Annotated in this window: 21 protein-coding genes, 1 tRNA gene and 6 pseudogenes; 14 read left to right on the top strand and 14 right to left on the bottom strand. The window is 67.3% G+C overall.

Going from position 1 to position 21054, the window contains the following annotated elements; all coding sequences use genetic code 11:
• Positions 1–35: 35 nt before the first annotated feature.
• Together OG819_RS53690 and OG819_RS53685 are read right to left on the bottom strand one after the other, a co-directional pair.
• Positions 36–1052 (bottom strand): hypothetical protein, encoded by a 1017-nt coding sequence (locus tag OG819_RS53690; RefSeq protein ID WP_266635838.1) that lies wholly within the window; start codon positions 1050–1052, stop codon positions 36–38.
• 35 nt (positions 1053–1087) lie between these two features.
• Positions 1088–1924 carry an oxidoreductase gene (locus tag OG819_RS53685; protein WP_266657194.1) on the bottom strand — a complete coding sequence of 279 codons (837 nt, stop codon included), beginning with the start codon at positions 1922–1924 and terminating at the stop codon, positions 1088–1090.
• Positions 1925–2070: 146 nt separating this feature from the next.
• On the opposite strand from OG819_RS53685, the gene OG819_RS53680 reads away from it, so the two are divergent.
• The 6 genes and pseudogenes from OG819_RS53680 to OG819_RS58980 form a co-directional block, all read left to right on the top strand.
• The gene (locus OG819_RS53680; RefSeq protein WP_266635841.1) at positions 2071–2742 is read left to right on the top strand and encodes a TetR/AcrR family transcriptional regulator; all 672 of its coding nucleotides are present in this window, start codon (positions 2071–2073) and stop codon (positions 2740–2742) included.
• A 141-nt stretch (positions 2743–2883) separates the two neighbouring features.
• Positions 2884–3393 (top strand): annotated as a pseudogene (locus OG819_RS53675) (IS6 family transposase); the annotation flags it as partial.
• Positions 3394–3902: 509 nt separating this feature from the next.
• On the top strand, positions 3903–4847 hold the full coding sequence (locus tag OG819_RS53670) for a hypothetical protein (protein WP_266657192.1): 945 nt from the start codon (positions 3903–3905) through the stop codon (positions 4845–4847).
• A gap of 71 nt (positions 4848–4918) precedes the next feature.
• The gene (locus OG819_RS53665; RefSeq protein ID WP_266635845.1) at positions 4919–5347 is read left to right on the top strand and encodes a hypothetical protein; all 429 of its coding nucleotides are present in this window, start codon (positions 4919–4921) and stop codon (positions 5345–5347) included.
• Between the two features lie 206 nt (positions 5348–5553).
• A pseudogene (locus OG819_RS53660) lies at positions 5554–5676 on the top strand (GNAT family N-acetyltransferase); the annotation flags it as partial.
• An 86-nt stretch (positions 5677–5762) separates the two neighbouring features.
• Positions 5763–6014, top strand: a pseudogene (locus OG819_RS58980) (hypothetical protein); the annotation flags it as partial.
• Between the two features lie 275 nt (positions 6015–6289).
• On the opposite strand, the gene OG819_RS53655 reads toward OG819_RS58980, so the two are convergent.
• The 5 genes and pseudogenes from OG819_RS53655 to OG819_RS53635 form a co-directional block, all read right to left on the bottom strand.
• Complete coding sequence (locus tag OG819_RS53655; RefSeq protein WP_266657190.1) at positions 6290–7024, bottom strand: G1 family glutamic endopeptidase; 735 nt, start codon at positions 7022–7024, stop codon at positions 6290–6292.
• Positions 7025–7730: 706 nt separating this feature from the next.
• The gene (locus OG819_RS53650) at positions 7731–7886 is read right to left on the bottom strand and encodes a hypothetical protein (protein ID WP_266635849.1); all 156 of its coding nucleotides are present in this window, start codon (positions 7884–7886) and stop codon (positions 7731–7733) included.
• 16 nt (positions 7887–7902) lie between these two features.
• Positions 7903–8115: pseudogene (locus tag OG819_RS58975) on the bottom strand (transposase); the annotation flags it as partial.
• A 101-nt stretch (positions 8116–8216) separates the two neighbouring features.
• Positions 8217–8438: pseudogene (locus OG819_RS53640) on the bottom strand (hypothetical protein); the annotation flags it as partial.
• 142 nt (positions 8439–8580) lie between these two features.
• On the bottom strand, positions 8581–8964 hold the full coding sequence (locus OG819_RS53635) for a hypothetical protein (RefSeq protein ID WP_323138297.1): 384 nt from the start codon (positions 8962–8964) through the stop codon (positions 8581–8583).
• A 243-nt stretch (positions 8965–9207) separates the two neighbouring features.
• Here OG819_RS53635 and OG819_RS53630 point away from each other — a divergent pair.
• Positions 9208–9281 (top strand) — tRNA-Met (locus OG819_RS53630).
• A gap of 947 nt (positions 9282–10228) precedes the next feature.
• Positions 10229–10858: an antibiotic biosynthesis monooxygenase gene (locus OG819_RS53625; protein WP_266657188.1), complete on the top strand. Its 630-nt coding sequence runs from the start codon at positions 10229–10231 to the stop codon at positions 10856–10858.
• Between the two features lie 131 nt (positions 10859–10989).
• Here the strand turns inward: OG819_RS53625 and OG819_RS53620 are convergent, their stop codons facing one another.
• The 6 genes from OG819_RS53620 to OG819_RS53595 all read right to left on the bottom strand — a co-directional run bounded on the left by OG819_RS53620 (position 10990) and on the right by OG819_RS53595 (position 15311).
• Positions 10990–11385 (bottom strand): transposase, encoded by a 396-nt coding sequence (locus tag OG819_RS53620; RefSeq protein WP_266657186.1) that lies wholly within the window; start codon positions 11383–11385, stop codon positions 10990–10992.
• A 78-nt stretch (positions 11386–11463) separates the two neighbouring features.
• Positions 11464–13257: a group II intron reverse transcriptase/maturase gene (gene ltrA / locus OG819_RS53615; RefSeq protein ID WP_266657172.1), complete on the bottom strand. Its 1794-nt coding sequence runs from the start codon at positions 13255–13257 to the stop codon at positions 11464–11466.
• A 609-nt stretch (positions 13258–13866) separates the two neighbouring features.
• Positions 13867–14145, bottom strand: coding sequence for a transposase family protein (locus OG819_RS53610; protein WP_266657170.1), 279 nt, complete (start codon positions 14143–14145; stop codon positions 13867–13869).
• Position 14146: 1 nt separating this feature from the next.
• Positions 14147–14518 (bottom strand): transposase family protein, encoded by a 372-nt coding sequence (locus tag OG819_RS53605; RefSeq protein ID WP_266635857.1) that lies wholly within the window; start codon positions 14516–14518, stop codon positions 14147–14149.
• A 71-nt stretch (positions 14519–14589) separates the two neighbouring features.
• Complete coding sequence (locus OG819_RS53600) at positions 14590–15087, bottom strand: DUF6234 family protein (RefSeq protein WP_266635859.1); 498 nt, start codon at positions 15085–15087, stop codon at positions 14590–14592.
• Between the two features lie 89 nt (positions 15088–15176).
• Positions 15177–15311 carry a hypothetical protein gene (locus OG819_RS53595; RefSeq protein WP_266635861.1) on the bottom strand — a complete coding sequence of 45 codons (135 nt, stop codon included), beginning with the start codon at positions 15309–15311 and terminating at the stop codon, positions 15177–15179.
• A gap of 299 nt (positions 15312–15610) precedes the next feature.
• On the opposite strand from OG819_RS53595, the pseudogene OG819_RS53590 reads away from it, so the two are divergent.
• From OG819_RS53590 to OG819_RS53575, 4 genes and pseudogenes are all read left to right on the top strand, one after another.
• Positions 15611–16144: pseudogene (locus OG819_RS53590) on the top strand (IS6 family transposase); the annotation flags it as partial.
• A 232-nt stretch (positions 16145–16376) separates the two neighbouring features.
• The gene (locus OG819_RS53585; RefSeq protein WP_266657168.1) at positions 16377–17000 is read left to right on the top strand and encodes a histidine phosphatase family protein; all 624 of its coding nucleotides are present in this window, start codon (positions 16377–16379) and stop codon (positions 16998–17000) included.
• Between the two features lie 208 nt (positions 17001–17208).
• Positions 17209–17382, top strand: a complete 174-nt coding sequence (locus OG819_RS53580; protein WP_266657166.1) for a hypothetical protein — start codon at positions 17209–17211, stop codon at positions 17380–17382.
• Between the two features lie 33 nt (positions 17383–17415).
• Entirely contained in the window at positions 17416–17778 is a 363-nt protein-coding gene (locus OG819_RS53575; protein ID WP_266657164.1) for a hypothetical protein, read from the top strand.
• A gap of 173 nt (positions 17779–17951) precedes the next feature.
• Here OG819_RS53575 and OG819_RS53570 read toward each other — a convergent pair whose 3' ends face one another.
• Positions 17952–18620 (bottom strand): HD domain-containing protein, encoded by a 669-nt coding sequence (locus OG819_RS53570; protein WP_266635877.1) that lies wholly within the window; start codon positions 18618–18620, stop codon positions 17952–17954.
• 73 nt (positions 18621–18693) lie between these two features.
• Here OG819_RS53570 and OG819_RS53565 point away from each other — a divergent pair, with 73 nt between their 5' ends.
• Entirely contained in the window at positions 18694–19650 is a 957-nt protein-coding gene (locus OG819_RS53565; RefSeq protein WP_266635879.1) for a GlxA family transcriptional regulator, read from the top strand.
• A gap of 930 nt (positions 19651–20580) precedes the next feature.
• The gene (locus OG819_RS53555; protein ID WP_266635884.1) at positions 20581–21048 is read left to right on the top strand and encodes a nuclear transport factor 2 family protein; all 468 of its coding nucleotides are present in this window, start codon (positions 20581–20583) and stop codon (positions 21046–21048) included.
• Positions 21049–21054 lie beyond the last annotated feature (6 nt).

The raw sequence follows: 21054 nt of genomic DNA, 5'->3' as shown, positions 1-21054 counted from the left end.
TGCGGGGAGGCGTGACGGAGGCCGACCCGGCGGGGTCATGTGGTGTGGGTTCGCCGTGTGATCCGGACGAGGTGTTCGGTCTGGGCGTCGACGGACTGGGGTCCGTTGCCGGTCAGCAGAGTGTGCTCGTCGTCCCAGACGACTTTGACGGCGGCGGGGTTCAGGGTGAGGCCGACGTCGTACCCGGCCGCGTCCAGGGCGACGTCGACATAGTAGGGCAGGCGGGTGGCTTCGCCGGGCACCTTGGGGTACTGCATTTCCAGCATCATTCGCTCGCCGTAGCGGGGGACCGTGGTGATCCGTGCACCCTTGAACAGGTGCTGTTCATCGGTGGTGACGTCGCCTTCGTCATCGACGCGGTAGCGGGCGGAGGTCAGCGCGACGGGCGCGTGACAGATGAGGGAGATCGGCACGGCACTCTCCCGGAGGGTGTGCAACAGCTCGCCCATCCACGGGTTGTCGTGGAAGTCGACCATCGGCGCGTGTCCGCCGGGCATGTGGACGAACGCGAGGCCGTCCAGGGAGAAGTCGTTGGCCGGGTCGCGGTGCCGGCGGATCAGTTCGGGGATCGAGTGGTAGCGGCGCTGTGGCAGGGATTCGAAGCTCGCGACGACGTCGCCCCTGATGGAGGCGGCCTCACGGTCGGTTCTGGGCAGGGCCTGGGAGACCGGGATACGTCCGAGGTGCCGCCGCGCAAGGGCCAGTTCGGCGTTACGGCGTTCCAGCAGGGCGGGGTTCTTGGCGCGCATCGACTGGGGGCTGGAGTGCTTCGCCGCGCTCTGGACAGTGGTGCGAGCGGTGGCACTGCCCAGGTTGCCGGCCGCGTGGAAGTTGAGGGCGAGGCCGTTGATGTCGAGCTGGGGCGGGTTGCCGTCGGGAGTGGCGAGGATGAAGTCGTAGTCGTTCTCGAACGCGGCCATGACCGCGGCGAGTTCGACCAGGAAGAAGCCGGTGGGGATCCCTGGGTGGCCGACCGGTCTGCTCAGCGGCAGAGTCCGGGCGGAGGACAGGACGAACAGGGCTTGGGGGCGGGGCTCGACGGGACTGGACACCAGAGGGCCTTTCCTTGTGCTGACGGGGCTGGGAGTCAGGCCGGTACGCCGGAGCCGCGCTTGATGAGGGCGTCGAAGGCGCGGGCGGGCAGGAGCCGGCTGAGCAGGATCAGCGGGCCGGCGCCGAAGCCGACGCGGTAGCGGATGCGCGGGCGGCGGGCCGTGGCGGCCTTGGTCACCGCGTCCGCGATCACGGAAGGGGGAGAGGTCATCCGGGCCCCCTCGCGGGAGCTGCTTTCCAGGGACTTCGCCATGGCCTCGGCCTGTTCGGCGTAGGGGCCATGACCGGAGACGGCGCGCAGCTTGTCGGCCGCGATGGCGCCCCACTCGGTGTGGATCGAGCCGGGCTCGATGAGGACGACATTGACGTCGAACCGATTCAGTTCGAGCCGGAGCGCGTCGCTGAGTCCTTCCACGGCGAACTTGCTGGCGTGGTACCAGACCCCCATCGGGGTGGCGAAGCGCCCGCCCATGGAGCTGATGTTGACGATCGTGCCGCTGCGCCGGCTGCGCATGTGGGGCAGTACGAGCTGGGTGAGGTGGGCCAGGCCGAAGAGGTTGACGTCGATCTGGGCACGGGCCTCGTCCAGGGGTACGTCCTCCAGAGCTCCGTAGGAGCCGTAGCCGGCGTTGTTGACCAGGACGTCGATACGCCCCTCGTCCTCGATGACCCTGTCGATCGCGGACTTCGCCGAGGTGCTGTCGGTGACGTCCAGTGGCAGTGTGCGTACGCCCGCGGCGGTGAGCGCATCCATGCGGTCGACCCGCCGCGCGGCGCCGTAGACGATGAATCCCGCCTCCAGTAACCGGAGTGCGGTGGACTCACCGATACCGGAGGAGGCCCCTGTGACCAGTGCGACCTTGTTCGACATGAGAGTTCCTTCGTTCGTGGCAGGCCCGGTGTGCGGGCCGTCGGCCGGGTGGGCTTCCCGTCGCCACAAACATAAGAGACCGGCGGTCTGAACACAAGAGGACGGCGGTCTCTAATCAAGAGACTGCCAGTCTGTAGACTTCGGACATGACCACGTTCCAGCGGGCGAGGAGTGAGGAACAGCGCCTGGCGCGAAGGCAGACCATCCTGCAGACCGCCGCGGCGATGCTCGCCGAGATGCCGGTCTCCGCGATGAGCCTCAATGAGCTGAGCCGCCGTGTCGGGCTCGCCAAGTCCAACGTGCTGCGCTACTTCGAAACACGTGAAGCCGTACTGCTCGACCTGCTCGACCAGAGCGCCCGTGACTTCCTGACAGAAGCGGGCGAACAACTTCGCTCACTGGTGGACGCGCGCGACCCTCTGGACGTCAGGACCGACGCCGTGGCATCCGGGCTGGCCGCGTCCTTCGCTGCCCGGCCGATGCTGTGTGAACTGCTCAGTGCGCAGGCGGGCGTACTGGAGCACAACATCTCCATCGAGGTCGCGACCCGATACAAGGAAGGCGCCCGCGACAGCCTGCTCGGACTGGCCGAGCTGCTGCGGCGCCTCTTTCCCGAGCTCGACCAACCACGTTCCGAACAGGGCGCCAACCTGATCATCGTCTTGGTCTGCAGCCTGTGGACCCACACACACCCCGCGCCCGCGGTGCGCGCCGTCTATGACGCCGACCCGAGCTTCGCGTTCATGGACTCGAACTTCCCGGACGCCCTGCACCAGACGTTGTACATACTGCTCACGGGTCTCCTCGTCCGTAGCTGACACACTCCGCCCCGTCCGGTGTCCGCTCGCGCCGACTTGCCCGACCTGGACGCCGGCACGAGCGGCTTACGGCCAACACCCCCCGAGTACCGACCCGAAGAACAACTCGCAGGGCGCTGTCACGTTGGCCGACCGGGTGGGATGATCTTCGGGTTGATCACGCTGGGAGCGGTCGTCCGTGGGGAGCACGTCGCCGTCGTACAGGGGCAGCGGTACCCGGTCGAGGTGATCTCCCACTGCGTGTGGCTGTACTTCCGCTTCCCGCTCAGCTTCCGCGAGGTCGAGGAGCTGATGCTCCAGCGAGGCGTCATCGTCTCCTACGAGACAGTGCGCCGCCGGTGCGCCACGTTCGGCCAGGCCTACGCGAACGGACTGCGCCGCCGCCGGCCCCGGCCCGGCGACAAGTGGCACCTGGACGAGGTGTTCGTCAGGACCCACAGGGAGCTGAAGTACCTGTGACGGGCCGTCGACCAGGACGGAATGGTGCTGGACATCCTCGTGCAGAACCGCCGGGACAAGGCCGCCGCCCGACGCTTCTTCCGCAGGCCGATGAACAAGACCCGCGCGGTGGCGCGGGTGGTCGTCACGGACAAGCTCCGCTCCTACGGTGCCGCCCACCGTGAGGTCATGCCCTCCGTCGAGCACCGCTCTTGACGGTCGTGGCGGTGTCATCGAGTTCAACGACGCCGCCTAGTTTTCGAACACGTGTTTTTCGGTCGGTCTGCGAAGCCCGGCGATGTGCGGCTGCTGTCAGGTGCGAGATACAAGGACCCTTGTCCCGCAAGAGCGCACCGGAAGGACTGGTTGGCCAAAACGCCGATGCTCTGTCGGGAGCAAGGCCGACGCCCCTGAGACCCCCGGCTGGGGGGCGGTGGCTTCGGCGAGCGGCATGACGAACCAGTCGTGGGTGGGGCTGAAGTCGTGGACCGGCATGACGTGCGGGTTGCCGCCGAACCGCAGGGGTCGTCACCTCGCGGCGCATACGCCGTGCGTCCCTCTCGCCCCTGCCTGTGCGCTTCTTGAAGGCCACGATGGTGCCGGTCGGTTTGTGTTCGGCGCGGTAGACCTCGGCTTGGCCCTCGCGGGCCAGAGGCAGTCTCTCGAGCCGGTAGTCCTGGCGCTCGCCCCGGGCTGACTGACTCACCGCGTCGTATGCGGCGATGAGCAGCTCAGCATCCGGTCTCGTGCCGGTGCACATCGGCCAGCCTGAGCCCGAATCCAAGCGAGGGCGTGAGCGTCCCGCGCCGATGCGCGTCCCGGCGGACGTGGACTGGCAGCGGCACGGTCTTCAGCCGCGGTGGCTGGGAATGGAGAGCAGCGACTGCTCGACGGCGCTCTCACCGGGGTACTTCCACGACCAGGGCGCCGAGGAGATGAAGCGGCTCGCTGCCGGTGCCCACCAGCGCGGCGAACTCGCCCTCGTAGTCGCGGTGATCGGTCGCGTTGACGAGGACCGTCCGCGCAATCCGCTGTCGTCCGCAGACGCGTCCGTACACGTTGGCGACCTGCTCACGAGCGTGGGCGGCCGGCGTCTTCCTGCCGGGATGCGGCCTGAGATCGCGCCGGGTCTGATCGGCGCCGACCGGGATCTGGCAATCCGGCTGCTGACCCGGCCCGAAGGATCCCCTTGGTGGAGCCTGCACCTGAGCGGTGTCCGCCTGGAGCGCGGCGACGGCTCTGGCTCTGAGGACCGCCCCGCCGAAGGCGCACTGCACCCCATCCTGGTCGACGCTCTGGGAGACCCGGTGGTCGCCGCCTGGACGTCATCCGCGGGCAACCAGCGCTGGTATGTGATCCCCGATGACACCAATTGGGACAACATGTTGGGCTGGCTGGTTCATCGGGCGCTGCCGGAGTACGTGCCCGATGCGCTGCGCCGGGCCCGGTCGCCATTCTTTGTCGACCTTGCTCTGCAGAGCGTCGGCGAGCAGGCCGTCCGGCGGGCCCTTGACGATCTCGAGGAGCGTTACGCCGACGAGAAGCTGCGCCTGGAGCAGGTGTTGCGGGAGGCGAAGCAGAAGGCGGAGCCGGTGCGGTACGGACTGCGGTACGGCAGCGGCTCGGAGCCGGTCGACGCGGTGGCTCACGTACTGACCGAGGCCTGATTGCACGCCGCAGATCTGGACACGGAGTTCGGCGGCACGAAATCGCCGACCTGCTGGTCAGCGCCCAGGCCGTGTCCGCGCGCCTGGTCGAAGTCAAGGGCGCTTCTGGTCCCGCACAGGAGCACCTCGTCGGGCAACTTCACAAGCATCTGGAGACCTGGCCGCGACTGCGGCCCGACGAGCCGGTCTCCGACGGCGTCCTGATCGTCAACCACCAGCACAAGCTGCACCCGTCGGAGAGCACGATGGCGGTGTACTCGCGGCCCGAGTTCGTCGCCGCACTGGATTCGCTGCCGGTGACGGTCATCAGCACGGTGGAGCTGTTCAACTGGTGGCGTGCCGACGATTGGACGGCGATCCGTATGGCCGTACTCGGCGGCACGAACGCGTCGACGGGCGTACCCGTTGAGTCGGCGAAGCCCCAGACCGATGACCACGCCGGTGGTGGAACGACCGCCGCCAGTAGCGGCATGCGTCCGGGCCTGCCGACGTACGGTTGACGGCTCCGTTCAAGGAGGGACTGCGACAGGGCCGGATAGGGTCACCGGGGTCAGGACTCAGGACGTGGATGGGGTGTGTCGGGTGGCCCAGTGCACGTAGTGGTCAACCGGACTGTTCGGCCTGGCCACCGGGCCGTCATTCCACGCAGGCCGCCGCACCGCGACCACCCGCCCCGTCACCCTGTACTTCGTCGCACACGCCGCCTTTGGAGAAGTCCGGACTGGCCTTCCTCCGGAACTACACCGGGGACTGGCCGGAGTCGCTTCCTGGTTCCGAGCACGGCGAGGTCGAGTACGAACTCACACGGGCGGAGTGGGAGCGGCCCTGAAGGAGACAGATCAGCGGATGGCCAAGGTGGACTGAGTAGGTCGCCGCGATGCTGGTGCCACCGGAGCCGCCCGCGCGCTCGATCGGCGTTTCGAGGACCACCTCAAAAGCTCGAGCGCGGTGCGGACCATGCAGGGCTCAGGTTGGGTGACCATACGGCTCGACCGCAACGTAGACGTTGATCCGCTGCTGAGGCTGATGAGCCTCGCCGTGCAGGGCCCACCAGGGGCGGCCTGGTCTGGACGATCCACCGCCGACGTAGTGCAACGGCTACCGCGCCACTGCCCGTCCACGAGAGATTGCCGGCGAGCCCCAAGAGGGCGGTTCGCCCGGAAATGAGTTGGTCTGTCGTTGCCTGATGGTGTGGGTGTGGGGCGGAATCCGCCGATCCGCTACCGGTGGTCTGCTGGTGTGGCGGGGTGAGTGAACTCGGTCAGGAGGCCTCGGCCGGTGCGACCGCTCCGTGCCGTCGCACCAGCCGGTGCCGGAAGCCCTTCGGCAGTGTGCCCAAGTAACCTGCCGTACGCGCACACCCCCCGTGTACGCGTCGGAGTCCATGGCGCCGACCGCGTTCGGTAGATGAACATCCTCAGGTGAGAGCGGGCTGGGCAAGGTCAGTACCGAGGTGCGTACAGGTTGCCCGACTGCGGGTACGGGCTGCCCGACTGCGGGTACGGGCTGCCCGACTGCGGGTACGGGTTACCCGACTGCGGGTACGGGCTGCCCGACTGCGGGTACGGGTTACCCGACTGCGGGTACGGGCTGCCCGACTGTATGGTGAACGAGCCGTTGAGCAGCGGCCCCGGCGTATAACCGCCACTGGGCAGCGCCTGCGGCGCCATGGCATCCATTGACCCTCCGTCCACGGTGACTTGGGTGAAACGCACGCTGTCGAGTTCCGGATAGGCCTGGTTGGGCGACTCGATCACCGCCTCCGCGCTGACATTTTTTGCTTGAAGCGTCTTTTTGACGTGCTCGGTCCAGCCCTTGGTGTTGTTGGTCAGGGCCAGCGAGTAGCCACCCGCGCCATCGGAGGTGACCGACGCGGTCATGCTGTCTCCCTCGGAGACCGGATCCTGCCAGTACACCGGTGGGGCCGGATACATCTCGTACCAAGCGGTTCTCACCGGGGAGCCGCTGGAGCAGTCGGTCTGCACCCCAGCTTGCTCCACCGTGCGTGAGCCCCAGCCGTCCAGCCCGACCCAGGGGGCGAACATGTCGTTGTTGGAATGGCAGACGACATGCGGCTCCGTCCACGAGCCGGTGATTTTGGTGAAGCTGCCCTGGGTCACGTAGCCGGCCCAGTTCGAGTCGCCTGACTGCTGCTGGGCCGTGGGGTCGAACCGCACAGTCGGCATCGCGGTGGCTGCGGAGGCCGCCGGGGAAAGAGCTGTCGCGGCGAGAACCAGCCCTGCTGCCGCGAATGCGGCCGGGGTGCGCCGTGTGGTGCCTGCGCTGCCTATTCGCATAACGATGACCGGTCTCCTTGCGAGATGTGGAACTCAAGTCGGGTGAGAGGGGACCGACCGTGCGGACGGTCTACGGGGACTGGTGGTGACAGTGCCGTCCGAAAGACGTCGTGCTGCGGACCTACGTGACACGAACACGCCGCAGGGGCGGCGAGTTGCCGACGAGCCCTTGGCTCGTCGCGCGGCGTCGTGGGCTCCGGCCCGGCGACGACTTGCTCGGATATTTCATCCCGCTGGTAGCGATGACAAGTGTTTTGTGATGGTCGTCACCACGTCGCTTCGTCACATTGCCGCCGGCGAGCCAGATACGTTTTGGGATAGTTAGCACCGTTTCAATACGGTGTAACCGCCCGCGAGAACCGTCATTTCGGACACCAGGGGGCTGACAAGTCAAGTCCGGACTCCCGATACCCAGAGCGCCACTTGCCGTCGCGCTGGGCAATACCTGCAGGTTGACCGCACCTCTATATGCACCAATTGCCGTAAATATGCAGGAACACTCTAAACAGCTCGCTTATGGACGGTTCGCGAGCTTATGTCCGTTTCAAGGTGATGCTTGAAGCAGGGGTGCTGGCCGCGGCGCGGGCTACTGCTTCGTGGCGAAGTTGCCGGTGTCGGCTTCGGTGAGGATGCCGAGTTTGACCGGGCGCTTCAACTTGGCCCAGGTGCCTTCGACGATCTTCGGCAGCAGGCCGTGGCCGAAGGCCTGGCTGACGTCCTTGGCTCGCAGGGGGCCGGTCACCTCGTTGAAGACAGCGAAGACGCGCCAGCAGGACGATACCCGCGGTGTTGTCGTGGATGTTCGCGGCAAGGACCACGACCCCGATGACCAGGCCGAGGACGTCCACGGCCAGGCCGCGCTTGCGGCCCGGCACCCGCTTGGCCGGATCGTGGCCGGTCGTGGAGGCAGGGACCCCGACGGCCGCGTGGACACTCTGGGTGTCCAGCACCATCAGGGTCGGGCCCTCTAGGTCGTTTCTGATGGCTCTTGCTGGGTGGGTGGATCAGCGCTTGGGCTGGGCAGGTGCGTGTCATGGTGCGGCGACATGAGCTCACGGATGCGCCGTGGCGGACCGTTGCCCTCGTTGATCAGCGACCGCACGCCCCACTCCCAGCGCTCGCAGAACGACTTGAACTCCCCCGTCAGCCCCTCGTGCCCGAGTTCCAGGCCGGAGAGGGCGAGGTCGCCGAAGCCGCGCCCGGCCCCGGCCGTGCCGACCATGCCAAGCTCCTTCAGCTCGCTGAGGGCCTCGGTCAGGCCCTTCGCGATCAGGCCGAGCCCGTCGGTCTTCAGGTCCTTGCCGCCGTCGCCGGTCTCGTCATCCGGTGCAGCCACAACCCGTACGCCACGACGTGATCTGCTCCTGCGTCAGATACAGTCGCCACCGCTTGATCCCGTGATCACACGAGGCCGCCCTGACCTGCTCGCCAGCCCATCAGCCCGCGGCACCCGGAGCTGGCTGGTGAGGCCGACAAACACCCGTAAGGCCGCCACCCGCGACGGGATCAGCTCCACCCGCCTGCCGGTCCGGGGCTGCCTCGCCGGGCGGGGGCTCGGCGCGGGACTGGCCGTAGGTGAGGGTGTCGTGGCCGTACGGCGTCAGGCGGGCTGCCCACCGCACGGGTCGACCCTCCAGAACTGACAGCTCCGCGTGGTCCTCCCGGCCGGCAAGCTCCACCAGGCCATGACTCTCCAGGGCGTTCACCTGCTGCTGGTGTGGTGGGAGGATCCCCGTGTCGAGCGCCCAGCCGTGCCCGGCCGCCTGCCCGCGCTCGCGCAGCGCCTCCAGCACGCACAGCGCCCTCTCCCAACTCCTCATCCCACTCCCCCGCGTTGTGTGCCGCGCCCGTACGCGTTTGCCGACCGTAGACGTGGACGCCGGGCCAGGCAGCGCCAAGGCGGGGAAGGCCAGCCCATCGGGGGAATCCGTCCGCCGCTCGGCGCGCTCTCGGCAAGGCGACGGGGCCGGAGGAAGTGGCAGCCGCGACCGCCGACACCTCGCGGCAGGCAGGCAAGCATGGTCTCCGGGGCGGAATAGTTGGCGTAAGGTGGAGCAATCCGACGCGGGGTGGAGCAGCTCGGTAGCTCGCTGGGCTCATAACCCAGAGGTCGCAGGTTCAAATCCTGTCCCCGCTACTGAAACCTGAGGGGCCAGCACATGGTGCCGGCCCCTCGGGCGTGTCCAGCCCCGTGGAGAGCTGACGACGCTGCCGTCAATGTGCCAGCGCTCCCCGTGCCCGGGTCGGATGCCCTCGGCGTCCAAGACGGCGGCGATCTCGCGGTAGGACAGTTCGTCCTCGTCCCGGAGCCGGCGGGCGCGGGTCCGGCCGGCTTGCTCCGTCTCCTCCTCGGTCAGTTCGTTCTTGTGGGCCTGCCAGCCGTACGGCGGGGCGCCGTAGGCGTACCGGCCCTTCTCCTTTTGTGTGATGCAGGTCTCAAAGAAGTGGTGCAGCAGAAACGGCCACTCCACGCTTAAAGGGGGCAGGAAGGGAGGAGCAGTGCGGCTCTGGCAGCCAAATGGAATTCACTGCCTTCCGAGGCGAGTCGAACCAGTCGGCATGGCCGGTCCGATTCGACGTCGGCCGGAATCGACCCGGGGGAGGATTTCCAGTCCTTCGTCGCGGCCCGCTCGGGGCGCTGTTCCGAGGGGCCCTGGCCCTGACCGGAAGCCGCAGGGCCGCCGAGGATTACGGGACAGCCCTTAGGTCGGAGCAGGCCGCAGCTGAGTTTCAGCTGCGGCCAACCGAAATTCTCAATGGCTAAGTAGCGAGCTCAGTCTCAACTGAGAGTTTTGTAGCAGCCCTGAATTCCTCGCCGCTAATACGAGATATCCAGCCACTCAACGTCTGCAAAATCCGCTCGAAGGCCCTTCCGCGTGGTCCCGCCCAGCCCCGCTCAGCGCTCTTCCAGCTCAACCCTTCCCTTGAGAGGAACCGCACCCATCAGGGATCGGGGGATGGGTCGGCCGGTGGCAAAGGAGCGTCACCATGCGCAGGCGGTCGTGGACATAGTTGCGTCGCTCGCCAGGTAGCGTGACCGGATCATCTTGACCTGAAGTATGGTTGAGGATTCACGATGGTGCGGTGACTGATAACGGAATCACCCTGATCGACGCGTGGGAACTGCCCGAGGACCGGATCGACGAGTCCACCGCACGCTGGCGGGAGCGCGTCGGGCTCATCCACGCCGCCCCCGGTTTCCGGGATGCGCGGCTTCACCGCAGACTGTTCCCGGAGTCCCGGCTCGGCCTGGTCAATGTGGCGCACTGGGACAGCATCGAGGCCCGGGACGATGCTCTGGCGAATCCCGGCTTCACCGCGTCGGCAGCCACCGCGGCCAGCTATGCCACCGTGTACGGCGGATGGTATGAGGTGGCGGCCGAATTCCGCGCAGTGGGAAATGGTTCGGGCGAAGGGCCGGGAATCACCTTCGTCAATGCCTTCGAGCTGCCCGCCAAGCGGATCGATGAATTCCTGCCTCACTGGCTCGGCCGCGCAGAGCTGCTGAGCAAGGCGCCCGGCTTCCGGGACAACCGGCTGCACCGTGCGGTGGACCCGGACACTCGCTTCCAGCTGGTCAGTATCGCGCACTGGGACAGCCCCGACGCATGGCGCACGGCAGACAACGACCCCCGCTTCCAACAGCGCCTCTCCTCCTCCCCTGACTTCGCCATCGCCGACCCCGCACTCTTCCGGGTTGTCGTCGAGTTCTGAGCGCGGGTCGTACGCTCCCGCCCCGTTCGCCCCGGTGGTCGGATCCGCCAAGTAGGCAAGGGACAACCCAACGGGCTGTCCCGTGATTGATTATGGGGTGTGCTGGCCTGAGGGTTCGGCTGGTGGGTGGTTCAGCAGGTGGTCGTGCGGACGTGCACCGGCTCAGTGCTCGGCCGACGGCGGGTGGTGCGTTTGGCGGAGCGGTCGCAGACCAGGGCGGCGATGGCGCGGTGGGTTTCGCCGTAGGTCTCACGGCGCTGGGTGTACCGCTGGAGCGGGCGCCACTGGCGGTGTTCGGCGTTGGCGTGTTCGACGCAGATGCGTCGGGAGGACTGGCGGCGTCTGTGCTCGCGCCAGCCGTATCGTTCGGTCAGCGACGCGGTGTCGTCGTCCAGGCCCTTCGGCTTGCGGGGCGGGGCCAAGACCTGGCCGGGGAACTCGTTCGCGAGACCCCGGTAGCCGTCGTCGACTACGGCTTTCACGGCTGGGTGCTGGCGGAACTGCTCGGTGATGCCCTCGGTGCGCATCGCGGGTCGGGTAGCGGCGGCGCATTGCTGCGCCGCCGCCCCCTCAGAACCCGGCGTGCGCCGTTAAACGCACCGGGCTCAAGCAAGCCCCAGTGGGCTCGCGGACGGGCAGAAATGTGCTGGTCGAGTGCCGAGTCGGCGTCGGCAGTGCGCGTGTACGAGGCTGGGTGCGGCGAGTGTGTCCGACGTTCCCGGTCCGCTGGTGACGATCGCCTGTCGGCGGCCCGCCTTGCGGATGACCTTGAGCCATTGCTCCCACTGGTCTGGGCTCTGCGGCTCATGGTCGGCGTGCAGCAGGAGTTCCCCGCAGAGCGGGCAACGGCCGCGCTGGGCTTGGAGAAGCCACAGTCCGGTCGTGCTCAACGGGGGCTTCCGGCGGCGTCGCCGCTGGGTCCAGTAGTCGGTCAGGGCCGGGTCGTCCGGAGACGCCCTGCCCTTGACCATCTGGTGTCGGACAATCTTCGTCCAGGAGAATTTGGCGAGGTAGGCGCCGCTGTCGCGGTCGCCGAACACCCACCGGTCGCGCCTGGAACGGTCGAACATGCCGAAGTGCCGATCAACTATCCAGTGCCTCGACTTGTTCGGGTGGCTGCGTTTGGCCCACTTGTAGGTGAGCTTGAACGCGTAGTGATCCAGCTGAGCGTAAGTCCTGCTGGACACTGCCGTCCGGTAGTAAGCGGCCCAGCCCCGGATGATGGGGTTGAGCTTGCCGATCACCGCCTCGGCGTTGGCCCCGAGGAGGGCCCTCGTCTCGGCGGCGAGCCGTTTCCGGATGCGCCGCACGGCCGTCTTGCTCGGTTTGATCAGCAGCTTGCCGCTGCGATACCGGCGGATGTTGAACCCCAGGAAGTCGAACCCGTCTTCGAGGCGGACGATGCGCGTCTTGTCCTCGTTGAAGGTCAGCCCCCTGGGCCCCAGCCATGCCGCCAGCCGTGCCTTGACCTGGTTGGCCTGGTCGCGGCTTTCGCAGAGCGCGACAAGATCGTCTGCGTATCTCACCAGCACGGGGCTGCCCGGCACTGCGCTCCCGGCATCTCTGCCGGTTGCGAAGTAGCGGACCCCGGCGGCCTCCTCCATCCCGTGCAGGGCCACATTGAGCAGGACGGGGCTGATCACCCCGCCTTGAGGACTGCCCTCTTCGGTCGGGGCGAACCGGCCTTGGTCGACCACGCCCGCCTTCAGCCACTGCTCGACCAGTCCCCTGGCGGGGAACGAGCCGAGCTGCCGGAGGAGATGTGAATGGTCGATTCGGTCGAACGCCGCCGCCAGGTCCGCGTCGAGCGCCCACCGTCTGCGCGGGTTCTTTCCGCTGGCGGTGTTGAAGATGGCTTCGATCGCGTCGTGGCAGCCGCGGCCCGGCCGAAATCCATAGGATCTCGGTTCGAACCGTGCTTCCCACTCGGGCTCAAGTGCCCCAACCGCAACAGCTTGTAGTGCGCGGTCAGCGATCACGGGAATCCCGAGAGGGCGCCTGCCCTTGGCCTTGGGGATGAACACGCGTCTGACGGGCTTGGGGGTCCACGGCCGGGAGCGGTGCTGCACCCAGTCGGCCAACTCGGCCTGGGACTGGGGCAGCAGTGCCGTCCGTCCGTCGATTCCCGCCGTCTTTCGGCCAGCATTGAGCTCCGTCACGCGGCGCACGCTCAGCAGCGTGTTGGCGCGGGAGCGGAGCATCAGTTTCTGCAGGTTGCGGACCTTCTTGAGGTCTCCCGCCTGCGATGCCGTGAAGATGCGTTGCCGCAGCCGCCGTACGTCCTCTTCGACCTGTCGCCAGTCGATGGACTGCCAGTCGGTGAGGTCGTCCTGGGGTCCGTTCACCACGGCGGCGCCTGCCGGGGCAGCCGCAGTGGCTATGCCCGGTTGCGTCGTCATGGCGTCCAACTTGTCCCTCGGTTCCGTCGTCGTCGGTCATCGTTCTTCACGGGCTCACCCGGTCCACGTCAGCACCCTTTCGGGTCGGGGCAACTGTCCCTGTCCGGCCGGTTATCCGGGACGATCGGCGGAGGAGCCGATCACGCTGTCCCGGTTTCCCGCTTCCTTTCGGCCGCCGGCATTCGCTTCTTGGACCGTCCTGTGCCCGCCGGGGATCTGGGCCTTCCTCGCGGTCGGCTTACCGGCCACCAGCGGTGGCCGGACCCCGTCGGGGTTGTCACGTTGCGCACGTACGAGATGCGACCGGGGTGGGTGCCCCCTCTACTCCGGGAACGGCGGTGTCCACACGGCCGATACCAAATCCTCAGCCGCCGCCTGCCGCCTCACAACGGCCGGTTCCTGAACCCCGGTGGTGCACTCCATCAACCGAGGTGATGCATCACGAAGCATCATCGAGGGTTCACTCGCGTTCACCCGTCCGGTCTTCCCCTCGCCTGTAGCCACCGGATGGTTCGGCGTCCCTTGGGCTTCTTCCCCCGGGCTTCACACCCCGCCGTTACCAGCGGCGCATGCCGGGGTGGGGACAGGCACTCGGACACTGGCCTGGGATTACGCCGCCGACATCAGTCGGCCTCCTTTCCGCGCAACCGCTCGCTGCGTGCGCCTTCGTGTCGCACTCTGGTCGTGCATCCGGCCCGGCCGTTCGGCTCCCGACCACAGGGTGCGGCCCTGCTCGTCGCTGACGGTGGTGGTCTTGATGGTGTTCTGCTTCCGCTTGCCCGAGACGAACGCCCGCCGGCCCGGTCTGCCCGCTTGCGGGCGGCGGACCTGAGTCTCCAACCCGTCGATCCTCAGCGTGATGTCCTCAGCTTCGGCGTAGGCGAACACGTCATCGAGCGTGCGCAGCCGCACCCCGGGCCGGTCCGGGACGGCGAACGCGCGCGGCGAGCAGTGGACGCACCTCGCAGATCGCCCGGCTGATGGTGGACGAGCCCACCTCGTAGATCACCGGGGCCTCGTAGGTGAGTCCGGTTCGCAGGTGGACCAGCGTCACCAGCAGCCGGTCGACGAAGACCAGCCCGTACTTCGGGCCAGCCCCGGCCTTCCGCAGGCGGACACCCTCGTGACGTTCGTGCCGTCCGGACTCGCACCGCGCCTCCCACCGCGGCCCGAGTTCGGCGGCCAATTCACCGAGGTGTAGGCCCGAGATGCCGCAGCAGGCAGGATGAGAGATGGCCGCGCGGGCCTGATTGATCGTCACAACCCAGAGAGTCGCGCCGCCTCCGCCATGTCCCCACCCGTGACGAAGATCATCGATCGCAGGTCAGCCCGTTAGGATCCGCCACATTCGCTGTTGTCGCCGCCGGACCGGCACAGCGCGCCCGGGTTGATGGAGGGAGAGGTCGGGGCGGGCTGTGGGTGCGCTTTGCGGTCTGCGTCGTGAATTCCGATGACGGCCACGAGCACCAGGACCAGCCCGGCGAGGACTTGGACGCCGCTGCTGATGATCGCGCGGGCCATGAACAAAAGGAACGCGGAGACCAGGACGATGCCGCCGACCACGGCTACGTAAGCGAAGGGGCGGGTGAGGGAGACGGACGAGTTGTCGGCTGCGGGGTCGAACATCACGTATCCCGCGGCGTCGAGTCCGAATACGAACGCGATGAGGGGGGCGATGACATCGATCACGAGGAGGCCGATAGCGAGTGCGATGTCTGCGGCCGTGTGCAACCACCTGCGCCGCTGCGGCGGCAGAGGATCGGTGACCCCTGTGTAGCGGGGGTGGCGAGTCGGCCACGGCGGGGTGTTGAGGGGAGGCGGCGTGGTCATGGGCCTAGCGTCTCTCAGAAGCGGACCGGGGGCCTGAGTAGAAGTACTCAGGCCCCCGGCAGGCGGTCGGTGCAGGATCGGCGAGCCGGTCAGCTTCCACGCCTGGCACCCTTGCCGCCGCCCTCGATGTCGTAGATGACGGTGGCGTCCGAGGAGTACCACAGGCCCTTGTCAAGCGTGGCGGACGGAGCCGTGCACGTCCGCACGACGACCTGCTGAATCACCCACCAGCCAAAACCCCAGGCCAGCACACCCAAAAATCAATCGCGGGACAGCCCGTAACGCTCCAACGCCGTGGTCTCAACTGAGACGGCACTCCTTCTGAGACAGTCGAATTGTTCCTAAGGTCCGCAACATCGGGAAGGGCCGACGCTCCCCGCTCGCCGCCCTGGTGAAGGCGAAGGAACCGCTGCCGTGTGAGCGGGCGCCACCCGTGTGATGACAGCCGGGCGGTTCGGCGAGAGGCTCAGCAGAAGGTCGAGAACACCATAGACGGCGCTGTCACGTTGGCCGACCGGGTGGGATGATCTTCGGGTTGATCACGCTGGGAGCGGTCGTCCGTGGGGAGCACGTCGCCGTCGTACAGGGGCAGCGGTACCCGGTCGAGGTGATCTCCCACCGCGTGTGGCTGTACTTCCGCTTCCCGCTCAGCTTCCGCGAGGTCGAGGAGCTGATGCTCCAGCGAGGCGTCATCGTCTCCTACGAGACAGTGCGCCGCCGGTGCGCCACGTTCGGCCAGGCCTACGCGAACGGACTGCGCCGCCGCCGGCCCCGGCCCGGCGACAAGTGGCACCTGGACGAGGTGTTCGTCAGGACCCACAGGGAGCTGAAGTACCTGTGACGGGCCGTCGACCAGGACGGAATGGTGCTGGACATCCTCGTGCAGAACCGCCGGGACAAGGCCGCCGCCCGACGCTTCTTCCGCAGGCCGATGAACAAGACCCGCGCGGTGGCGCGGGTGGTCGTCACGGACAAGCTCCGCTCCTACGGTGCCGCCCACCGTGAGGTCATGCCCTCCGTCGAGCACCGCTCGCACCAGGGGCTGAACAACCGGGCAGTTCATGGCGACGTATCACCCGACCATGATCCACCACTCAAGATCTTTTGAAGACGCGGCCTAGGGGCGGCGGTCTCGACGAAGACGACGGCGAGGATTAGGGCCCGTCTTCCGGACCTTGCGATGCGCTGATCCGGCTTGAAGCCCGACCCCAGCCGTACGTGGAACCGGCCCGCGCTGGTCGGCGTCCCTCCATGAGTCCGTAAGATCGACTTCACCGAAGGACGCGTCCATGACCGGTATGGCTGCCCGCTACCTCTATCTCACCCGCCATGGCGAGGCATCGTCGGACGAAAGTGAACTGACGGATGCGGGCCGCCACCAGGCCGCCTTACTGGGGGAACGGCTCCGTGGGGTTCCGCTGGCGGCAATCCACCACGGGCCTCTCGCCCGTGCTGAACAGACCGCCCGGCTGGTCGCTGAACGGCTCGACGACGTTCCCCACCGTCGCTCCGAAGCGGCTGGCGACTACCTCCCCTACCTGCCGACACGCGAAGAGCTGCCGCCGGAGGCAGCCGACGCCTGGCTCAAGTTCCTGGACCAGTTCACGACTGAGGAACGCGAGCAGGGCCCCGGGCTCGCGGCGGCGGCGCTCGCAGACTTCACCGGACCTGTCGTCGGCGACGAACCGCGCCACGAGCTTGTCGTCACCCACAACTTCCTCGTCGGCTGGCTCGTTCGAGCCGCCCTCGACGCGCCGAAGTGGCGCTGGCTGGGCATTAACCATGCCAACGCGGCCCTGACCGTCATCCGCTACACACCCGACCGCCCCCCGGCGGTCCTCCTCTTCAACGACACCGGCCACCTCCCCACCGAGCTCCGCTGGACCGGCTTCCCGCCAGAGCTCCACGTCTGAGGACCGTAGGTGAGATCGATGTTGATCAATCGGAGGGAGCATCTGATCCTGTCGGCAATCGCGTTTGCCGACAGGAGATACATGCATCCCATGAACCCGGACAATCCAGGGCGCCGGGACGGCGCCGATCCCATCAGATCCGATGGTGATTGATGACAGGGTTTGACGACAGACAGGGTCCGACCCTCCGCATGGAACGGGTCCTTCGGTGGCGAACCTGGTCTACAAACGGATCTCGATCGACCAGCAGTCGACTGCCCGGCAGAACCTCGTCCTGGCCGAGGCCGGGATCGAGGACCCGGTCGTCTTCGAGGAGCAGGCCGGCACCTCCAGCCGCCTCCACCCGCTCCAGCGCCCGAAGGTCAGCGAGCTGCTGACGTAGGCACGGCCGGGCGAGACCGCGCACATCTCCGAGATGTTCCGCCTCGTGCGCGGCACCCAGCGCATCCTCGACGTGCTCGACGTCCTCCATCGCGATCGTCTCCCCCTACGCATCCACGACGGCGCGTTCTCGGCGATGGACCTCACCGCCCACCACCCGCGCACCGGAGAGCTGTTGTCCACCGTGAAGTTCATGGTGCAGACCCTCGCCGCCGCCGGCGAACTCCAGCGCGACCTCCAGCGCGAGCTGACCTACGACGGACTGCGGGCCGCCGAGGCCAAGGGCAGCAAGGGCGGCCGCCGCCCTACCATCCCGACCGGGAACACCGACGCCGTCCGCACGGCGTACCTGGACGGGTCGGTCCATCGCCGCCCTGGCCCGCGAACGAACCGGTGACGATCTCCCGAGCCAGTGCTTCATCGAAACCCGGCTGCGCTCGGAACGTGAACTCCACAAGATCAGACACTGCTTGACTCCGCTTCTCATGGCTGACTCCCCGGCTTTCTCGGGAAGCCAGGAACGTTTCAGAAAAGGAATGGGGACGTGGCACCGGCGGTGAGGGCTCTTCGCTACTCCCCCCACGGTCCGCCGACCACGCCCCGCTCCATGGTGGTGATGCCGTCGGCTGCCCGCTCCTGCGCGAGGTGGAAAGCGAGCGCGTAGGGAGGCGCCGCTGTCTCGGAACGGGCTCCGTGGGCAAGGACTTCCTTGGCCAGATGGTGGGCCATCTGAAGCCGCGGATACGCGGCATGGATCTGACTCTGCTCCGCGGCCACGAGGTCGGCGTTCTTGCCGAAGTCGACCCAGATGCCTTCGTAGGTCAGGTGGGTCAGCAGCCCCATTCGTTCGGGAATCTGCGGAGTGGTGTGCAGAGCGATGGCCTCCCAGACCTTGTCGACATCTGCCGCCGGGGCGCCGAGGCCGGTCAGCAGAGCGGCGGCGAGATCGGCGCTCTCGATCTCGAACCGGAGCAGGCCCGGTGCGTCCGGCCCGGTGCCCAGGTCGTGCAACACGTTGGCGGCGAAGAGGAGTTCCTCGTTGTAGTCCGCGTCGTTCAGAACCCCCTTGTGGGCGGCGAACAGGCGGGACCAGTAGAAGCCCCGGACGCAGTGGTTCAGCACGGACGGATGCACCGCGGCGCGGGCTGCGGCGAGGCTCGCCTCGACCAGCGGCCCGGAAGGGAGAGCGAGTACACCGTCGTGCAGCCTGTTCGAGAGGGCGGGGGGAGTGTTGGTCATGATGTGACGCTACGAGAGCGGATCTCGTGCGAAAAGTGGCACGGGTGCCATGCAGCGCTACTGTCGTGCCACTATGACGAACAGACATCATGTCGCCGTGCTCGTGCTGCCTGGTGTGCTCGCGCTCGAATTCGGCGCGGCTACGCAGATCTTCTCGACGGACCCGCACTACGAGCTGACCGTGTGTGCCGACAACGGGCCCGGACCCGTGCCTGTGTCCGGCTTCGTGATCACTGTCGCAGCCGGCCTCGAAGCACTGGAAGACGCCGACACCGTGATCATCCCGGGTTACGACGACATCGACACGGTCCATTCACCGGGACTCCTGACGGCGCTGCGGGCGGCTCACGCCCGGGGCGCCCGGCTCGTCTCCATCTGCACCGGGGTCTTCGCCCTCGCCGCGGCCGGACTGCTCGACGGGCGCCCCGCCACCACGCATTGGCGGCATGCCGAGCAACTGCGGCGGCGCTACCCGCACGTCGATGTGCTGCCCAACCAGCTCTACGTCGACGACGGCGACATCCTCACGTCCGCCGGCGTGACGGCGGGGATCGACCTGTGTCTGCACCTGATCCGCACCGACCTGGGTGCGGCGGCGGCGAACACGCGCGCCCGAGACCTCGTCGCGCCGCCACGGCGACGGGGAGGCCAGGCCCAGTTCATCGAACAGTTCCGCCCCGAAGCCAGCGGAGACGAACTCGCTCCCCTGCGGGAGTGGATGCTCGACAACCTCGCGGCCACGTTCACTGTGGACGACCTCGCGGAGCACGCCCTTATGTCACGGCGGACCTTCATCCGCCGCTTCCGTGAGGAGACCGGCACCACGCCGATGGCCTGGCTGACCGACGCACGCATCGACCGGGCACGCGAACTGCTGGAGGCGGGCACCTTGCCCGTCGAGCAGGTCGGCCGCCTCACCGGCTTCGGCGCTCCCGCTTCCCTGCGGGCCGCCTTTCACCGGCATCTCGGCACCTCCCCCCAGGAGTACCGGACTCTGTTCCGCCACAAGGCGGAGCCGCTGCAGACCTGATGGTGCGCCCGCCAGTGCCCGGCGGGCCCCCATGGGGCCGGTTCGAAGGCCACCCGAGCATTCTTGACATGCCGTTCCAGAACCCCATAGGGTTCTTGACAAGGCAGTCTAGAACTCCGCCGCCAGTCGCTCTCGACACCCCTCGAAGCCCACGGAACGGAAAGAGACGCATGTCTTCGCAAGATCAGATGGCCCCTCCGCTAGCACAGAGGGGTCTCTTCGTTACGGACAGCCTCGGTGGCTGCCACCGGTACGGGGTTGGTTTGTGCAGGCGCCAAGGGACGGAAGTTCCAAACCCACTCTCACGCACATGCTCATCGCGTGCCAGTGCGAAATTTCTGATGAATAGCTCCGCACCCGCCCTCTGGTCTCGAGCACGGCGAGCCCGACCACGTTCCTATGGTTTCCGCGCACGGTTCGTGCAAAGCCCGATCTGGTAGACCATGACGACGCACACTCGGCCCCCGTGACCGGCGAGATCACCTTGGCCGTCGCCGTCCATATTCAGTCGCCGCACCATTTGGGGCCCGGTCGCAGGGCTCTTTCAGATCCCGGTGTGCACCGTTCTGCCGTGCCAGGCGATATTCCTGCGCAGACCGACATTGACGGAGACGAGTCCGACCGCCATGGCGCACCTCACCGCCTGGCCCCACCACCAGGTTCTTCGCTGGTATGCCTGCAGAGCGTCGGGGTCCCGGTGCTGGCGCGGGTCCTCGGTCCTGGGTCAGTGGGCCAGTACCCGGATCCGCGTGTGCGTATGTCGATTCCGCCGACAAAGTCGGCATCCGGAACCGACGTGTCCTCCCAAGCCAGTGTGGTAAACGGCCTCTAACCTTAAAGGAGGTAACGGCCTGCCCGATAACACACGCCTGGCCCGCGCTATGCCTTTCATGGGCGACCCGCAGATCCCATCATCCGGGAGGAACTGTCATGACCACACGTCCACCCGTGCCACCGTTCACGCGGGAGACGGCGATCGAGAAGGTCCGGCTGGCAGAGGACGCCTGGAACTCACGCGATCCCGAGAAGGTGTCGCTGGGCTACTCGGTGGATTCGCGCTGGCGCAACCGCGCGGAGTTTGTCAACGGACGCGAAGAGATCGTCGCCTTCCTGACCCGCAAGTGGCACCGCGAGCTGGACTACCGACTCATCAAGGAGTTGTGGGCGTATACCGATAATCGGATCGCGGTGAGGTTCGCCTACGAATGCCACGACGACTCCGGCCAGTGGTACCGCTCTTACGGCAACGAGAATTGGGACTTCGGCGAGGACGGCCTGATGAGGGTCCGTCTCGCCTGCATCAACGATCTCCCGATCGCCGAATCCGACCGTAAATACCACTGGCCGCTAGGCAGGCGTCCCGACGACCACCCCGGCCTGAGCGATCTCGGGTTCTGACATCCC

The sequence above is a fragment of the Streptomyces sp. NBC_01549 genome, from assembly GCF_026339955.1.
Lineage (GTDB): Bacteria > Actinomycetota > Actinomycetes > Streptomycetales > Streptomycetaceae > Streptomyces.
This window is presented reverse-complemented; position numbering and strand designations above follow the sequence as displayed.

What these genes read in the sequence shown, in the direction of transcription:
- OG819_RS53685 (WP_266657194.1), bottom strand. Translation starts at nt 1,924, where the DNA reads ATGTCGAACAAGGTCGCACTGGTCACAGGGGCCTCCTCCGGTATCGGT.
- OG819_RS53680 (WP_266635841.1), top strand. Translation starts at nt 2,071, where the DNA reads ATGACCACGTTCCAGCGGGCGAGGAGTGAGGAACAGCGCCTGGCGCGA.
- OG819_RS53670 (WP_266657192.1), top strand. Translation starts at nt 3,903, where the DNA reads ATGAGCAGCTCAGCATCCGGTCTCGTGCCGGTGCACATCGGCCAGCCT.
- OG819_RS53635 (WP_323138297.1), bottom strand. Translation starts at nt 8,964, where the DNA reads ATGAGGAGTTGGGAGAGGGCGCTGTGCGTGCTGGAGGCGCTGCGCGAG.
- OG819_RS53620 (WP_266657186.1), bottom strand. Translation starts at nt 11,385, where the DNA reads ATGCGCACCGAGGGCATCACCGAGCAGTTCCGCCAGCACCCAGCCGTG.
- ltrA (WP_266657172.1), bottom strand. Translation starts at nt 13,257, where the DNA reads ATGACGACGCAACCGGGCATAGCCACTGCGGCTGCCCCGGCAGGCGCC.
- OG819_RS53600 (WP_266635859.1), bottom strand. Translation starts at nt 15,087, where the DNA reads ATGACCACGCCGCCTCCCCTCAACACCCCGCCGTGGCCGACTCGCCAC.
- OG819_RS53585 (WP_266657168.1), top strand. Translation starts at nt 16,377, where the DNA reads ATGACCGGTATGGCTGCCCGCTACCTCTATCTCACCCGCCATGGCGAG.
- OG819_RS53575 (WP_266657164.1), top strand. Translation starts at nt 17,416, where the DNA reads ATGTTCCGCCTCGTGCGCGGCACCCAGCGCATCCTCGACGTGCTCGAC.
- OG819_RS53570 (WP_266635877.1), bottom strand. Translation starts at nt 18,620, where the DNA reads ATGACCAACACTCCCCCCGCCCTCTCGAACAGGCTGCACGACGGTGTA.
- OG819_RS53565 (WP_266635879.1), top strand. Translation starts at nt 18,694, where the DNA reads ATGACGAACAGACATCATGTCGCCGTGCTCGTGCTGCCTGGTGTGCTC.
- OG819_RS53555 (WP_266635884.1), top strand. Translation starts at nt 20,581, where the DNA reads ATGACCACACGTCCACCCGTGCCACCGTTCACGCGGGAGACGGCGATC.